Source organism: Moorena sp. SIO4G3, from assembly GCF_010692305.1.
Taxonomy (GTDB): domain Bacteria; phylum Cyanobacteriota; class Cyanobacteriia; order Cyanobacteriales; family Coleofasciculaceae; genus Moorena; species Moorena producens_A.
In genome coordinates this window covers 15,619-32,177 of record NZ_JAAHIG010000064.1, presented here as the reverse complement: position 1 = coordinate 32,177, position 16,559 = coordinate 15,619, and the positions used below count along the sequence as shown (strand labels likewise).

Annotated in this window: 15 protein-coding genes and 1 pseudogene; 13 read left to right on the top strand and 3 right to left on the bottom strand. The window is 44.2% G+C overall.

The window, feature by feature from the left end; translation table 11 throughout:
* Positions 1-664: 664 nt before the first annotated feature.
* Positions 665-832, top strand: a complete 168-nt coding sequence (locus F6J99_RS14310; RefSeq protein WP_293113496.1) for a hypothetical protein — start codon at positions 665-667, stop codon at positions 830-832.
* 447 nt (positions 833-1,279) lie between these two features.
* Positions 1,280-3,310 (top strand): bifunctional serine/threonine-protein kinase/formylglycine-generating enzyme family protein, encoded by a 2,031-nt coding sequence (locus F6J99_RS14305; protein WP_293113495.1) that lies wholly within the window; start codon positions 1,280-1,282, stop codon positions 3,308-3,310.
* A 196-nt stretch (positions 3,311-3,506) separates the two neighbouring features.
* On the opposite strand, the gene F6J99_RS14300 is transcribed toward F6J99_RS14305, so the two are convergent.
* Positions 3,507-4,370 (bottom strand): helix-turn-helix transcriptional regulator, encoded by an 864-nt coding sequence (locus F6J99_RS14300; RefSeq protein WP_293113494.1) that lies wholly within the window; start codon positions 4,368-4,370, stop codon positions 3,507-3,509.
* Positions 4,357-4,530 carry a hypothetical protein gene (locus tag F6J99_RS14295; protein ID WP_293113493.1) on the bottom strand — a complete coding sequence of 58 codons (174 nt, stop codon included), beginning with the start codon at positions 4,528-4,530 and terminating at the stop codon, positions 4,357-4,359. The genes F6J99_RS14300 and F6J99_RS14295 overlap by 14 nt, the downstream gene beginning before the upstream one ends.
* A gap of 136 nt (positions 4,531-4,666) precedes the next feature.
* Between F6J99_RS14295 and F6J99_RS14290 the strand changes: the two genes are divergently transcribed.
* The 5 genes from F6J99_RS14290 (at position 4,667) to F6J99_RS14270 (ending at position 12,105) form a co-directional block, all read left to right on the top strand.
* Positions 4,667-5,296: a hypothetical protein gene (locus F6J99_RS14290; protein ID WP_293113492.1), complete on the top strand. Its 630-nt coding sequence runs from the start codon at positions 4,667-4,669 to the stop codon at positions 5,294-5,296.
* Positions 5,297-5,410: 114 nt separating this feature from the next.
* Positions 5,411-5,578: a hypothetical protein gene (locus tag F6J99_RS14285; protein WP_293113491.1), complete on the top strand. Its 168-nt coding sequence runs from the start codon at positions 5,411-5,413 to the stop codon at positions 5,576-5,578.
* Between the two features lie 605 nt (positions 5,579-6,183).
* On the top strand, positions 6,184-7,353 hold the full coding sequence (locus tag F6J99_RS14280) for an IscS subfamily cysteine desulfurase (RefSeq protein WP_293113490.1): 1,170 nt from the start codon (positions 6,184-6,186) through the stop codon (positions 7,351-7,353).
* A 2,161-nt stretch (positions 7,354-9,514) separates the two neighbouring features.
* Complete coding sequence (locus F6J99_RS14275; RefSeq protein ID WP_293113489.1) at positions 9,515-11,476, top strand: Rne/Rng family ribonuclease; 1,962 nt, start codon at positions 9,515-9,517, stop codon at positions 11,474-11,476.
* A complete protein-coding gene (locus F6J99_RS14270; protein ID WP_293113488.1) occupies positions 11,473-12,105 on the top strand; it encodes a ribonuclease HII in 633 nt (210 codons plus the stop codon). Before F6J99_RS14275 ends, F6J99_RS14270 begins: the two co-directional genes overlap by 4 nt.
* A 31-nt stretch (positions 12,106-12,136) precedes the next feature.
* Here the strand turns inward: F6J99_RS14270 and rppA are convergent, their stop codons facing one another.
* The gene (gene rppA, locus F6J99_RS14265; protein ID WP_293113487.1) at positions 12,137-12,811 is read right to left on the bottom strand and encodes a two-component system response regulator RppA; all 675 of its coding nucleotides are present in this window, start codon (positions 12,809-12,811) and stop codon (positions 12,137-12,139) included.
* A 403-nt stretch (positions 12,812-13,214) separates the two neighbouring features.
* Between rppA and F6J99_RS14260 the strand changes: the two are divergent.
* The 6 genes and pseudogenes from F6J99_RS14260 to F6J99_RS14235 all read left to right on the top strand — a co-directional run.
* Positions 13,215-13,364, top strand: a pseudogene (locus tag F6J99_RS14260) (dihydroneopterin aldolase); the annotation flags it as partial.
* Between the two features lie 158 nt (positions 13,365-13,522).
* Positions 13,523-13,837: a 2-amino-4-hydroxy-6-hydroxymethyldihydropteridine diphosphokinase gene (locus tag F6J99_RS14255; protein ID WP_293113497.1), complete on the top strand. Its 315-nt coding sequence runs from the start codon at positions 13,523-13,525 to the stop codon at positions 13,835-13,837.
* 166 nt (positions 13,838-14,003) lie between these two features.
* Positions 14,004-14,663, top strand: a complete 660-nt coding sequence (gene hisG / locus F6J99_RS14250) for an ATP phosphoribosyltransferase (RefSeq protein ID WP_293113486.1) — start codon at positions 14,004-14,006, stop codon at positions 14,661-14,663.
* A 310-nt stretch (positions 14,664-14,973) separates the two neighbouring features.
* On the top strand, positions 14,974-15,414 hold the full coding sequence (locus F6J99_RS14245; RefSeq protein ID WP_293113485.1) for a hypothetical protein: 441 nt from the start codon (positions 14,974-14,976) through the stop codon (positions 15,412-15,414).
* Between the two features lie 103 nt (positions 15,415-15,517).
* A complete protein-coding gene (locus tag F6J99_RS14240) occupies positions 15,518-16,291 on the top strand; it encodes a DUF1350 family protein (RefSeq protein WP_075897450.1) in 774 nt (257 codons plus the stop codon).
* Between the two features lie 122 nt (positions 16,292-16,413).
* Positions 16,414-16,545 carry a hypothetical protein gene (locus F6J99_RS14235; RefSeq protein WP_293113484.1) on the top strand — a complete coding sequence of 44 codons (132 nt, stop codon included), beginning with the start codon at positions 16,414-16,416 and terminating at the stop codon, positions 16,543-16,545.
* Positions 16,546-16,559 lie beyond the last annotated feature (14 nt).

The following is a 16,559-nucleotide window of genomic DNA, read 5'->3' as shown; positions in this document are numbered from 1 at the left end:
TAATTGTTCAATAGTACCATAAATGATTGGCTCTTTTCTTTTAATAAATCCACTCTTGTCTCCCCTAGAAGGGTACAGATCTTGTGCAACCTCTACTGTCATAGAATTATTCCTCCAAATATATTGGAATTTTAGAAATGGGTTGTTAATGCTGGGAGCATGTCAAATTCGCAGAACAAATGTACTATAATAACTCATAACTGCTACTGAAGCCCCGAAAACAATGTAGTTCAAGCGTTTGTAGTTCAAGTGTTCTTACAAAATTGACCTGCTCCCGTTAATGCTACTATTCCATTATCCCTAATGATACCCCAAAATAATGTTTAAATTACTTTTTTTAGTGTTTGGTTTTGAAGCAATCATCAAAACGTTTTGACCCTGGTTGACTGACAAAAGTTGGGAATAAAGCCCCAAATCCCTTTCTCTATAAACTTTTTCGGCTCCAAGGAACAAGCCTATTCGGTATCTGTTGTTTAACAGGTGAATCGAGCCGGTGAACTCGCGACCACAACTACCGCGCTTATAAGCTTTTCACGGTCTGATGGCTATAAACTCGCTTAGCCCCCATCGGACAAGCATTCTGGAAGTTTTGTCAGTCAACCAGCCACACCCGGTCACCCCGTAAAGTTTTTAAGGCTGTTTGTCACCCAGTCAGGAACCCCTCTTGCTAGCATGCCTATTGCCTCTTGCCAAGGGCGAGTATGTTTACAACCCAGATACAAACGCGCTTAGTAATGAGGTACACAGATTTTTTAACCAATTCCAAAGTCCCCTCTTTTTTATTCCCTACTCCCTACTCCCTACTCCCTACTCCCTACTCCCTACTCCCTAAAATCTAGGACTTTTTAACTCCCCTAAGTAAAAAATAAATGCCAAGTTGGCATGACAAACAATACTTACTAGACTAAGCTAATAATATGATTGACATCCTCACGGATTAAAACCCCGTGGACTCTGTGGTTATACCACCGCCAACCGGTTAAAACTACCTTGGCTTTAAGCCAATCAACATACTAATACATCCTTAGGCTATTATTAGCAACTGTGGATTTACTTAAATTTGAAATTTTAAAAATTTTTGAAATTTCGCGCCAAAGCAGTCATACTATCGATTAGTTTGGGCGATTAGTTTGGGCGATTAGTTTGGTGGTGGCAAAACCAATCAAAACCTCTGTTATTTCGGTATTAAACAGGACTGGTAAGCAAAAACTAAAGTAAAGCGCGATCGCTGTCCTGTCCAACGCCGTAGATTGTATCAGTAGCTCGTCCCTAGGGAACCATGACTTGGTGCATTAATCCCGACTGTTCTAAACCTTACAATACAGAAGATACCCTATTCTGCCAAGCCTGTGGCTCGGACTTACTCTTGGCAGAACGTTATCGTGTGATTGGGTTACTCAGTGACAAAGGTGCTTTCGGTAAAACCTATGAGGTACTTGATCACAACAGTGATCAAAAAAGTGATCACAACACTCTCAAAGTTCTCAAAGTCTTGACTGACTATCAATCTAGAGCAGTTGAGCTGTTTGAGCAAGAAGCATGGGTTTTGAGTCAGCTGAATCATCCAGGAATTCCCAAATCAGAAGGAACGTTTATCTTCTCTCCCAGAAACAACGAGATCAGCTTACACTGCATGGTTCTCGAATACATTGAAGGCTTAGATTTAGAGGAGTATCAGCACCAAAACAAGAATCACCCTATTGACGAAACCTTAGCCTTGGAATGGCTATCCCAACTGGTAAAAATTCTCCATGTAGTCCATCAGAAGCACTTTTTCCATCGGGATATTAAACCATCCAATGTCATTCTCAGGAAGGATGGACAACTAGTGCTCATTGACTTTGGGGCTGTGCGGCAAGTCACCAACACCATTATTGCTGGCGGTAAAAACACCCAGATTCATACTCCAGGTTACGCACCACCAGAACAAGAGCAAGGCTATGCCATGCCACAATCTGACTTCTTTGCCTTGGGGCGCACCTTTGTTTATCTGCTTACTGGTAAGGAACCGATGGATCCCCTTCTGTACAATCCTGATACCAGTGAATTGCTATGGCACCCCTATGCCCCTCATATCTCCCCTCAACTCAGAGAATTTATCGACCAACTGATGGCTCCCTTAGTCAGTCAGCGTCCTCGGAATACTCAGGAGATTTTGCAACAGTTGGCCAAGCTTGAGCAGGTGATGAATCCAGCACCCTCACGACGCCAAGTACTATCAAAAATACTATCCACTCGCTTTAAGGGGTCTTCCATAGGTTTAAGCAATACAAAGTTAACGAGGGTATTGACTAAACGGAAATTACTCAAAGCCGCTGGTTTTGGGAGTGTGGGACTGGTATTAGCAACAGTCATTGATAAACTTTCGGACTCACCCTCCCACACCCTCACCCCTAACCCGTTGACCCTCAATTTTACTCAGGAGGTAGAAAAGGATAAGTCACTATCGCCTGGTAATCAGGAGGTAAAAGCGAGGGTGACCAATGTATCTCTACAGGACTTTGAATTTGATGTGGCCAGAGTGAATCCCCAAGGTCAGATAACTAACCGCAACCGTCATCAAGGCAAGTTTTTTAAGGAAAACTTAGGCAACAAGGGGGTAATGCTGCAAATGGTGTCTATCCCTGGCGGGACTTTCACTATGGCTTCACCAGCTTCTAGACAAATGGTCACTGTAAAGCCCTTGTATATGGGTAAGTTTAGTGTAACTCAGGCACAGTGGAAAGTAGTTGCTTCCTTACCCAAAGTCAGTCGTGAATTGGATTCTGACCCATCCCACTTCAAAGGAGATAATCTGCCTGTGGAGCAGATATCTTGGTATGACGCTGTAGAATTTTGTGCCAGAGTGTCTCAACAAACCGGACGCACCTATCGGCTACCCAGTGAAGTGGAATGGGAATATGCCTGTCGTGCTGGAACTACCACAAAATTTCACTTTGGTCAAGCAATTACCACCAATTTAGCTAACTACGATGGTCATCAGACTGACACTGATGGTTCACAGCCAAAAGGTATCTTTCGAGAGAAAACTACCACCGTAGGGAGTTTTCAAGTAGCTAACGCCTTTGGGCTATACGATATGCATGGCAATGTCTGGGAATGGTGTGCTGACCATTGGCATGAAAATCACCAGGGGGCACCATCCGATGGCAGTGCGTGGCTAAGCAAGAATGAGGATCGGGATCGGTTGCTCAGGGGAGGGTCTTGGCTCAACAGTTCCGGCTACTGCCATAGTGATTATCGCAATTTCAATGCTCCGGATGTTACATATATCTCCTTTGGTTTTCGCGTAGTTTGTGATTTGATCTAAACTTTAGCAAAGGGAATAAGGAACAGGGAACAGGGAACAAAAATTATCACAATTCCTACACGGATTGCTAATTTGATTTAAACTTTTGATCTATACTGCAGCATTAACGCAACGGTTTGTTTGTAGACAGTTTCCTTATCTTAAACGTTGACAGTGAACCGTCAATCGTCAACCGTCAACCGTTAACAAAACCTGGTTAAAACAGAATTGAACTAGACTTAGTAGTTACTCCATTACTAATGTCTTCTAAGTTCTCAATAAAATTACTCCAAGGTTCTGTATAAGTTTCTGTGTAAGTTCTCGAAAAATCTAGAATAGGAGTTTCTTGTGCTGACCCGATCCAACCACTCACTGGAGAAATTAACGGGAAAAGCCACTCATAGTAACTTTGGGGAAACGGAGTACTAGAGAGTTCCATGATGCTCTTATAAAATAGCCCAAAGGTTCCTGGGTCAATTTTGTGCTTCTCGACAGCAACTTGGATGAATTCCTCTGGACTCAAGCCTACATAACTTTGGCAGATTGTCACCCAATTCTTTAATCGTCGCCTGGCCTTTAAGCTCAGTGAAATAAATTTCACTCCCTTGAGTTCCTCAAATTTAGGAGACTGATTTAACACCTCCTCTAGGCCGGTGGTATCTGTCGAACCACTGAATTCCCTTTGCAACCGTTTAGCGATCGCTAAATTAATCTCAACTAATTGCTGTACTGGTCGCCACTGAAGCTCTGCCAAAATCTGCTCCATGGAAATAGGTGGTGTCAAAGTAGAGGAACTCGATTTCTTGTTTCGCTCAATGGCTTCGAGAGGGTTTTCCTCACTGACCAAGAAGCTGATCAACTCTTCCGTTGTCCAACCAATACCTTTAGCCAGCCTCTCTAGCTTCTCTAAGCTGGGAGTGTTATCACAATTCATCCAATTTGTCAAGGTGTTGTTAGTGACATTGACTTGTCTACCAAGTTCCCGGACACTACCAAATTTTTGAGCCAGCACCTTAATCAATTGACTTAGCCTTTGGTGAATTTTGCTGTGTTTTAAGGAACTGTCTTTACTTGTGTCCAATTTTTTTACCACTCTGTTCTGGTGACATAATGTAACACTTCCCGATCTGGTAAGTGTAGCCTCGGGCGTGGCCATTCTCCGCTTTGGTAGGGAGCACTAGAAATCGAAATTGACCCAAGCTGGCAATGCGATCGCATCGCCACAAGCGAAGCGCGTCCATACCACCATCCTGCCCAAACATGAATAGATTGAGCTAATCTTCTCCGTGAAAACTCAGTGGCAACTCCCCGGTGGGCAAAAGAGTATCTTACGTATAATCACGGTTGTCCAATGTTTTTCACAAAACTAGGATAGTTGTGAAAAGGGTTGAACATCTACACCATATGTTAAAGCATCAGAACTGGGAAAACAGGGTAACGGCTAAGCAAAGTAATACCCTTGCTCAGGAAAATCAGCAACTCAAAATTAAGTCAGATAAGTGCTACATTCCCATGACAAGTGGCCACGGTGCTTCTTCAACGTTAGTCCGTTGGAAGCAGAAAGTCACTACACAGAAAGTCACTACACAGAAAGTCACTACACACAATCGAGTGAATTTCTCGAGCTACCCACTGTGCCCTCCCCGCTACACCAAACCGGAAAAGCCTGTAGCTCCCCAAGAACAATTAAGTAACTTACAAGAAACCTGTGGTAAAATCATTCATCTGCTCTGTACATCTGACTATGGGAAACTGACTCAAGATGAATTGAACAGGAAGTGCCGGTATTCAGAAGAGCGACTTGCCCAAGGACTGAAACAGCTTGAGCTTGAAAAAGTAATTGAGTTCAAGTGGGGCATGTGGGTGATCATTAATCATCAACCCATCTGTCCTAAATGCGGTCTCAAAACTCGTGTAGTTAATTCTGCCTTGACACCAGGGAAAATTAAATCAATCTGTTCAAAATGTCTCGAGTTAAAGCGTATTCAGTCAAAATTGCCGTTTTGATGAACTGCACTAAATTCTTAAAGGGTGGAGTGTGTTGTGAGGAGAATGAACAGCGAAAGCTGCAAAAAAATGGACAATGGAAAATTAACCATCCATTCTTGATGCAAAGCGCGAGTGGGGGTTTCCCCCAAGACCGTAATGGTGCGTTTTCCTTGTCTTGATGCAGTCGCTCATGGGGGGAACCCCCAAGACCGCGCTGCATCGCTAGGCGAATTAAATTCGCCACGGGTCGCACCTCTGCATCGCTTGGGTAATGGGATTTTAACCAGTAGCCCTTGGTGATCTAGGAAAGCAGTGCAACATTTAACCTGTACAAACCTACTCACAAGTAGATAGGACGATGGTATAGCATTAGTTTTAACTAATGGTTGTTGCCGACAAAGCAATGCCAAAAGCATTGCGCTAATTTTCTTAATGGAGGCTCTGCTGCCTACTCTCAAACCGCACTGTCACTTCACTCAGTCCATTATTTTACGTCGCTTAACTTACGACCAGCTGATCAGCTTTTAGTTCTTCGTTGGGCGGTAGTGTTCCCTTGTTAAACAAGTTACTAACTTATTTCATTATAAAATAATGGATAATGTTTGACAAAGTTTAGAGAGCTATAAGGCTAATAGTTGCACCTCTCAAAAACTGTGGACTTGAGATCTAGGAATTTAATGTGAGTGGTGAAACATCTTAGTGCGCTTTCCGCTCTTTGTGCTCGCCTCCTCCCTATCACCTGATGATGGGGTGATCAGGTGATGGGGAGGAGGTTGATCATAATGTATCCCGTAGCAGTCCTATCAAAATCAGGAAAACCATTAGTGGGAGGCAGCATTCCTCCCCTCCTAACTATATGAGTGTAGGCGGAATATCCAGCTGCAATTTTTAACTAACGAAAAACCATGCATCGCCCAATTTACCTAGACTGCCATGCCACGACACCTATGGATGAACGGGTGTTGGAGGCAATGTTACCCTACTTCACTGAACATTTTGGCAATCCATCGAGTATCAGCCATAACTATGGCTGGGAAGCTGAAGCAGCGGTGAAACAAGGGCGTCAGATTCTAGCAGATGCTATCAATGCCACACCAGTCGAGATCATTTTTACTAGTGGTGCCACAGAGGCTAACAATCTAGCCATTAAAGGGGTGGCTGAGGCTTATTTAAGTAAAGGACGTCACCTGATTACCGTGCAAACTGAACACAATGCTGTTCTTGACCCCTGTCACTATTTAGAAACCCTAGGGTTTGAGGTGACATTTCTACCGGTAAAAGATGATGGACTAGTGGATTTAGGCCAGCTAGAGCAGGCTTTCCGTCCTGATACCATTTTAGTCTCGGTCATGGCAGCCAATAATGAAATTGGAGTGTTGCAGCCATTGGCCGAGATTGGGGATCTTTGTCGCCAGCATAATGTACTATTCCATACAGATGCTGCCCAGGCTATTGGCAAAATCCCCTTGGATGTGCAGTCGATGAAGATTGATTTAATGTCCCTGACAGCCCATAAAATTTATGGACCAAAGGGGATTGGGGCTCTCTATGTCCGGCGTCGTAACCCGAGAGTAAGGCTTGCACCCCAGCTCCATGGCGGTGGACATGAACGAGGGATGCGTTCTGGCACACTTTATACCCCTCAGATTGTGGGGTTTGCTAAGGCTGTGGAACTGGGGTTAGAAGAACAACCCTCAGAATCTCAACGGTTGATAGAACTGCGGGAGGGTCTGTGGACCACTCTCTCTAAACTAGAAGGTATCCAGATCAATGGTCATCCTACCCAGCGATTATCCGGAAACCTTAACATTAGTGTGGAGGGAGTAGATGGTGCAGCCCTCCTACTAGGATTACACCCTGTGGCCGCCGTTTCTTCTGGCTCGGCTTGTTCCTCAGCAACTGTAGCTCCTTCCCACGTACTATTAGCCCTAGGACATCCGGAAAATCTGGCTTATGCCTCCATCCGGTTTGGAATTGGACGCTTTAATACCATGGCGGAAATTAGCTTAGTGGCTGAGCATACGATCACAACTATTCAGTCTCTGCGCCAATCTCAAGCTGTCAAAATTAATTGAACAAAATGGTTGAGCGCAGTCCCTAGGCATATTTTATAATTTGGGTGGGGTAACCGAAACCAGCTTTTAAATTGCAAAGCGTAAGCTTCTAGGCTACGATCACATCGGTACCAAAAAGGAGATTTCGCTCCTTAGCTGAACCGCGAAAAGCCCCGCACTTTACCTTTATTGGCTAGGTGTCCTATGGGAAGCGCAGGGTAAGAGTCCCAAAGGATCTTACCAATGTGATACACTAGGAATGGTAGCGATGCAGCGAGGTCTTGGGGGTTTCCCCCATGAGCAACTGCATCAATACAGGGAAGATAAATTAAGAGCTAACCCCCACCTACCAACTAACAATAGAACGAGTTGTATTGTTCCGGCGCGGAGGGGCATCCCGGAGACGAAACCTTAGAAGAGTGGAGCCTTAATCATAAAGTTTTAACCCTTTTATGCATGGCCTGCTAACCATAAAGGCTCCACTCTTCTTGCAGTAACTTCTGACCGTGTCGTTAATAAAGCTTATCGTTCGCGTAGCGTGGCCTACGGCCTTGTATCCAAAAGTACTCGCTGGAGTTGGTAAGAAGCCCGCCCTGTCCCGTTAGGGCAGCGTCGGGAGATGTCACTAGGCGAATCAACAGGGGATGAGAATATAACACATCCCCAAAAAGGCAAACATATGTGCCTCAAGACCCTAAATCTAAGCAGTAAAGCTGCTGAAACAGGGAGATTCAGGAGATATAGACAGAAACCCTGAAGAATTTCCAGACCTCTGGTCAGGAAATAGTCAGCTAACAAAAAATTAAAACTTTTGGATAGATTGGTAGCAACTGGGTAGTTTGTGGTAAATCCCGAAGAGTGCCGATAAGGGGTCAACTGACTTTCAGCTATCGGAGCTGTGGTTAGCCAAAACCATCGCGCATAGCCTGTTTTAGCTTCCTCCGCGAGAAGCCCCACACCTCAATGCGCAGCATGAGTGTTTAAAGTTACCGTAAGGACAGTGGAGCCTTGTCTTGATGCAGTCGCTCATGGGGGAAACCACGGCAGTCGCTCATGGGGGGAACCCCCAAGACCGCGCTGCCTCCCCAAGACCGCGCAAATCACGCTAATCAATAAGTTTTAACCTTTTTCCCATAGCCTGCCAACCATAAAGGCTCCACTGTCCTTACGGTTTCGTCTCCAGGGATGAATCGCGGGCAGGAACTCTGATAAACAGCCTGAAAAACGTTATAATAAAAATAGCAGGGAAGACAAATTAAGAGCTAACCGCCACCTGCGTTTCTAAAAATAGAACTTTTTGTATTGTTCCGGTGCGGAGGGGCATCCCGTATCGTTAATAAAGCTTACCGAGTATCCTAAGCAATAGCTGGAGTTGGTAAGAAGCCCACACTGAACCGATAGGTCAGTGTGGGAGTATGTCACAATTATTTGAATCCACAAGAGTCACGTGATCAATTTGTCAGGCTTAACATCCCCCGAAGTCCCTACGGGATTATAGGAAAGACGAGGCAGATTGCGAGACAATTACACATAGGTGCGCTCTTACTTGGCTATTTAAATTCGCGTGATTGTGCGCTTTACTTTGGCTCGGGAACCCGGGCTTCTTGGGTCGCGCCTTTCGGCAAAGCCGACGCGGGGCGCGAACGGGGGCGCACCTCAAAAATTTTCGACTTTGCGACAGAACATCCTACTGGAAAGCGAGTCTTAAAGTAGAGAACTAATGTCGCACCTCCAAGTGCTACAATCAGCAGAGCCGCTACAATCCCATTCACCAAACCACGAAACCCCCTGTCAGCACCCCCCTCTAAACAGACGGGGCTTCGAGACAGTTTCACCGCCATTGACTACAGCCATTGACTACAGCCATTGACTACAGCCATTGACTACAGCCATTGACTACAGTTTTCGATTGACCGTAGGTCACGCTACGCGAACAAACAATGAGCAACAAAATAGTTAAGTGGGCTTTCCGTGATCGCAAGCAATCCCTTGACCGTAGGTCACGCGCGGCGCGTTCGCCATCACGGGTCGCACCTCTAGTTATTCATAGTCTATTTATTAGTCTCTGTGGCCGATCAGTTTAATGGCAGTAAATCACCGAACATTTCAGACCTAGAAATAGAGTACGACTCCTATCGTTAACTGTAGGACTAAGCGTACCACGAAGTTTTGAGGAAATTGCATGCCAAAGCAAATTATTATTGCAGAGCAACATCAACTTGCTGCTGTATTTTGGGAAGATCAAATTCAAGAACTAGTAGTTGCCACCGGTAATCACCAGGTCGGTGATATTTATCTCGGCATTGTAGAAAATGTCTTACCGGGTATTGATGCAGCATTTGTCAACATTGGGGATCCTGATCGCAATGGTTTTATTCATGTGACAGATTTAGGACCATTGCGCTTGAAACGCCGGTCTGGTGCGATCACCGAACTGCTGACTCCCCAGCAGAAGGTGTTGGTGCAAGTGATGAAAGAACCTACTGGTAATAAAGGGCCCAGGCTTACAGGTAATATTAGTTTACCCGGTCGCTATTTGGTGCTGATGCCTTATGGCCGAGGAGTGAACTTGTCTCGGCGGATTAAGAGCGAAAGTGAACGCAATCGCCTCAGAGCTCTAGCAATTCTAATCAAACCATCGGGCATGGGAGTGCTGGTGCGCACCGAAGCTGAAGGCAGAGCCGAAGAAGCCATTATGGAAGATTTGGAAAACCTGCAAAGACAATGGGAAGCTGTCCAGCTCGAAGCAACGTCTACCAGAGCACCAGCCCTACTTAATCGGGATGATGATTTTATTCAGCGTGTCCTGCGGGATATGTACACTGCTGATGTTAATCGGATTGTGGTCGATTCTAGTACTGCTGTTAAACGGGTTAAACAACACTTGTTGAGCTGGAGCGGAGGTCAAGCACCAGAGGGGGTCTTGATTGACCATCATCGCGATCGCATGCCAATTTTGGGATATTTCCGGGTCAATGCTGCAATTCGAGAAGCCCTCAAGCCAAGAGTAGATTTACCATCTGGTGGCTACATTATCATTGAACCTACCGAAGCTCTAACCGTAATTGATGTGAACTCTGGTTCCTTTACCCGCTCAGCTACAGCGCGGGAAACGGTTTTGTGGACTAACTGTGAGGCAGCAACAGAAATTGCCCGCCAGCTGCGCCTACGTAATCTAGCTGGGGTGATCGTTGTTGACTTTATTGATATGGACACCAGGCGGGATCAGTTACAGGTTCTCGAACACTTCAATCAAGCCCTAAAAGAGGACAAAGCCCGACCACAGATTGCCCAGCTTTCGGAACTTGGCTTAGTGGAACTGACTCGCAAGCGCCAAGGGCAAAATATTTACGAGTTGTTTGGTAAAACCTGTGCTACCTGTGGCGGGTTAGGACATCTGGCACATCTTCCCGGTGAAGTCGAAGCAGAAGCACTAGAGACCTTAGCACCGATCCCCTTACCGGCGGAGCGAAGCATTCCACAGTTCCCCGAACCCGTAGACTTATCTTCTGAGAATGATAATGATTTGGACTTGCTCAATCACCCCAGTTATCAGGAACGGGGAGCGGTAAATAATCGCCGGCGCCGCCGCCGTCGTATTGATGACCCGGTGATTAGGGAAGAACCAATTACTAGGGGAGTCAATCGGGTGATCTCTGTCTCATCCAACTTTGATGCCATCACAGAAACCGACGTATCGACCTCAGGAGTAGAAAAACCCCAGCTAGTCAAGTTTGCTCAAGAGAAAGAACCACCAGAATTGGTCAGGGTTGAAATGAGCCCAGAAGAACAAGATGTTTATGCGTTGATGGGCATTTCCCCTATACTAAATTTAGACCGAGAGGTGAAAGATCCTAGGTCAGCAATTATCTCAGTGTTACTGCCGGGAGAAAAAATCGAGGATAATGAAGAAGAATTATCCAATTCAACTACCGATTCAACTACCGATTCAACTACCGATTCAACTAATAGTCAATCCTCCATCGACGATCAGCTAGAGTTAGACGAATCAGACTTGGTGGAATCTAGTGCTGCCACACCAATTCCAGAAACTGGATCTGATCAACTCAGTAGTCCAAATGGCACCATTAACAGTCCCCCCATCGTGCGCCGCCGCCGTCGCCGCTCTTCAGCAGATAAATGACAACGGACAAAGTCACTGAAGTGTTTGAGTTACCGGATCAATCCGGTACTCCTTCCTTAGTGGCTGGAGTAGATGAAGTAGGGCGAGGTGCCTTATTTGGTCCAGTTGTGGCAGCAGCAGTGATTTTACCTGTATCTGTCCTGCCACAACTGGCTATAGCTGGCGTTAAAGATAGTAAAAAGTTGTCCCGGAAACGACGCCAAAGGCTGTCTCAAGAAATTCAGGGATTGGCACTGGATTGGACTATTGGTTATGCCACTAGTGCAGAAATTGACCAGCTCAATATCTTACAAGCCTCATTGTTAGCTATGAAACGGGCTGTGCTTAAATTAAAAGTTAAGCCCGATATTTGTCTGATTGATGGGTTACACGGGTTGCCAGATTTACCGATAGCACAACGAAATCTAGTAAAGGGGGATCAGCGATCGCTTCATATTGCTGCAGCCAGTATTGTAGCCAAGGTGTGGCGTGATGATTTAATCATTCGTCTAGCTACCAAGTATTCAGAGTATGATTTGACAGCCAACATGGGCTATGGTACCAAAAAGCATCGGTTAGCACTGCAAAAATACGGACCATGTCGGCTGCATCGCATTTCCTTTAGCCCCTGTAGTCAGGCTAATCAATAAATAATTTAAATTATTTATTAACAAATAACAATCAACCAAACCGATAACCCTTACCATAAACTGTATGGATCAGAGGTACAGAACCCTTAACTTCGATTTTGCGACGCAACAAACGAACTAGAGCAGCTAAATTGTTACTTTTTGGGATTTCCTCAGATGGCCACAAATGTTGATAAATTTGCTTGTGGGATAATAATAGACCAACATTGCTCATGAAGTACGCTAGCAGTTGGCTTTCTTTTTCCGATAGCTCAATTGGGCGTCCGTGGCGATAAGCTATTTGATTGGTTAAGTCTAATTCTATTTGTCCAACCCGTAACCGCTGGCTGGGATTGGCATCCGTCGCAGCAGAACGCCTAAGCAGAGCCCGGACTCTAGCGAGTAACTCCCGCAGTTCAAATGGTTTAACTAGATAGTCGTCAGCACCAGCATCTAATCCCATCACTCGGTCATCTACAGTGTCCTTGGCGGTTAGAAAAAGAACTGGGGTAGTGGTGTCATGCGATCGCATTTGTTGGCAAATTTCTAACCCAGACATGTGCGGTAGCATCCAGTCTAAGATTAACAAGTCATAAGCGCCAACGCAAGCTAACTCATTTCCTGAGGCACCATTGTAAGCCACATCTACAGTGTAACCTTCACGAGTTAATACCCGAGACAGGGGGTCAGTCAGCTCAATTTCATCATCTACTAAAAGGATACGCATTGATGTTGTTGATAGTTGACGGTTGACGGTTGACTATCAACACAATTATAGGACTTACGCAGCGACTTTATCTGTAGCTTGGGTTATTAACGAAGCCTACTACCTGTAGTTAACAGCCAAGTCATTGATAGACACGACAAGCTACTAAGTAGGTGGGCTTAATTATCAGTAAAATAGCGATTGAGATTCAAAATGCTTAAAACCCCTTAAATAAAGGCTTTCAGCTTCATTTTACTATTTTGATTTTTAACGTTTATTTATGCCCACCTACTTAATTATACTATCTTAGTTAAGATAAAATTCATCAAATATTAATTTGAATTTAAGGCATAGAAAGACAAACCAGTATGGCTTGGGCATTGGTTACAGGTGGAACCAAAAGGATTGGTAAAGCGATCGCGTTGAAGATACCCTAAATTATAAAACCCTAAGCAAGCGTGTAATTAAAGCAGTGGAAGAAAGTGAGTTTAATTTACTAGAAAAGCTAACCCAGATGATTTTAGATATTGTAATGGAAAATCCCCGGATAATATGGGCTAAGGTAAAAGTTTAGAAACCTTTTGCTTTGCGATTTTACGATTCTGTGTCTATAGAATTGAGTGCTAAACGATGAATGAAGTGGTAGTGAATGAAGTGGTAGTAAGTGTTGCCTCTAACATTGAACCTCATAAAAATATAAAACTAGCCAAATCTATTTTATAAAAAACTGGTATTTTTGTTAATGAATCTCGCTTTTACATAACAAAACCCATAGGCTTTACTGAGCAACCTGATTTTCTAAATGGTGCCTTTTTAATTCATACAGAAGACGGTTTTGAGACCTTTCGTCAAAAACTTAAACAAGAGGTGCGACCCGTGGCGAATTTAATTCGCCAACGGAAAGCGCACCTACCCAATAAAAATAGACCGCGCTGTATAGATTTAGACATTGTGGTCTGGAATCGAAGGATTGTTGATCCTGACTTTTATCAGCGGGATTTCATTAAAAAAACTGTGCTAGAGCTGATTCCTGATTTAAAGGTTTAACAAATAACTAATGACGTACCCCCCGGAATCATAATTATTCAACTGGACATGATCGGGTTGGTGGTAATTTGAGGAGCATGGGCTTCTATAATTGAGCTTCTACAGGTATAGTTGATCTGATCAGTGAACTAATTTACCCCCTGCCAAAGCTCCCGAAGCTCCCCATATGATTACCATCGCATTACCCAAAGGCGCACTCCTAAAAGACAGCATCAAGCTACTGCAATCCGTTGGCTTAGACTTTAGTACCTTCCTAGACTCCGCCAACCGCCAACTCCAGATTGAAGACCCCAGTCAAACTGCTCAAGCTCTACTGGTACGAGCTCAAGATGTACCGGTTTACGTGGAATATGGTCAAGCTCAGTTGGGGATAGTTGGTTACGATGTGCTACGGGAAAAAACCCCGGCAGTGGCTACTTTAGGTGACTTACACTTTGGTTATTGTCGCATGTCATTGGCCGTTCGTGCAGCTAGCTCTTATCGAAGCCCTTTGGATTTGCCAGCTCATGGTCGCGTAGCCTCCAAGTTTGTTCACTGTGCTCGGGAATATTTTAATAACCTGGATTTGCCAGTGGAAATTATCCCCCTCTACGGTTCTGTTGAACTTGGTCCGATTACCGGGATGTCGGAGGCAATTGTGGACTTGGTGTCCACAGGTCGTACCTTAAAAGAGAATGGCTTAATTGAAATTGACATTTTGTATGAGAGTACAGCACGACTGATTGCCCATCCCATCAGTTATCGCCTCAATACTGATGGTATTAACAATTTGATTGAGCAGATTCGAGACTTGACTAAGGTCAGTGCTGAATCTTTAGTGAGTTAGTTACGATTCTTTATTAGCTTCTTTTGTCAGAAGCTAATAAAGTCTCAATCTCATTCAAAATAGTTGGAAATCTATCTATTAAGTATAGCATTTTTTAATAAAATCACTAGTCCTCATCTTCTTCATCTCCCCTCTACCCATAGTTGCCTATAGACTGTTCCCTAACTAGACACTTTGGGGAATTGTATGGATAAGTGCTGCTAACCAGTTTTCCTGATACTGCGCCATTAGCAGTGCTAATTGTCATGGGCACTCAAGATTTGTTCTCAACTGTGTGCTCATAATCAATCTCAACTAAACGAGGCTCAAGATGAAGGTAAAAAATACGTTAATTGCTGCTGCAACTGCTATGGTTTTCGCTTTTGCTTCAGGGTTAAATGCTCAAGAACCAGTTATTGGTGATATCAACACCGCATCAGAATTTATTACCTCGACAATTCAAGCCTTAGCTTCTAACAAGCAAATTATTAATGAGTGCGGTAAAGAGTTAATAATTGAAGATATGACTAGTGTTACTCAAGATTTACCTAATATCGAAGCCTACCCTACACTAGGAGAAATTCAATACAGGATTTCCTTCACACCTGGAGCTAATACTAATCCTAGCTACTGCGCTGCTAGCTTCAAGAGTCGCATGAAGTTAAAATTAAACGGGCGATACCTTAATCCTAGGGGTGCAGAATTATTGTCTACTCCCAACACTTATGAATTTCGACTAATGGTACCAGGTCAAGAGAATTCTCAATTGTAAATTCAGAATTATTAACTTCTAGATATTGCTAGATTAATACCATACTCTAGAGTACTCTACAAACATCTTTACAATAAAAGAAGTAAACCCTATAGAGTATGGCATGGACTGGCAAGAAATATCTGGTAACTGGGTTTTAATCCCCAATCGTCCCACTGGGATTATCCATTTCCTGGGTGGGGCGTTTATTGCTACAGCTCCCCAAGTAACCTACCGATTGTTACTGGAAGAATTAGCACGTCAACGGTATGCAGTGATTGCGACACCGTTTGTGAATACCCTCGACCATATTGCGATCGCACGAGATGTACTCAACCGCTTCGAGACTACTCTCAATCGCTTACAGGTAACCAATGCTTTACGGAAACGGTATCTACCCATCTATGGTATCGGCCACAGCATGGGGTGCAAACTACATTTGTTGATTGGCAGCCTCTTCAGTGTAGAACGAGCTGGTAATATCTTGATTTCCTATAACAACTATTCCGCTGACCGTGCTATTCCCTTTGTGGAACAGTTAAACCTCAATCCTGTCTTCCAGCTCGAGTTTACTCCCTCACCCCAAGAAACTAACTCTCTGATTACTCAACGCTATCAAATCCAGCGTAATTTACTGATTAAATTCACTGATGACGAGATTGACCAAAGTGTTAGCTTGACCCAAGCCTTACAGAAACGTTTTCCAAATATGGTTGTCCTACAGCGGATACCAGGAAATCATTTAACACCTTTAGGGCAAGATGTCACCTTAAACCCAGGGGCAGTGTTTACCCCATTGGATGCCGTAGGTCAGTGGGTCAAGCAAGAAGTCTATCGCGATTTAAATCGCTTGCAACGGGAAATTTTGCGATGGTTGAATCCTCTAGCAGTGGCTTAAGGTTAGCAGGTTGAAGGTTCAAGGTTACCAGGTTGCTAGGTTGAAGGTTGAAGGTTTAATCTTGAAAGTGGACACTCAACATTCAACTGCCCTATTGACTGACTATAGCGGTTTACAGCCTAATGAGGTACACAGGATTTTTTACCTGTTACCTGTTACCTGTTACCTGTTACCTGTTACCTGTTACCTGTTACCTGTTACCTGTTACCTGTTACCTGTTACCTGTTACCTGTTACCTGTTCCCTGTTCCCTAAAACTCCAAAATTTG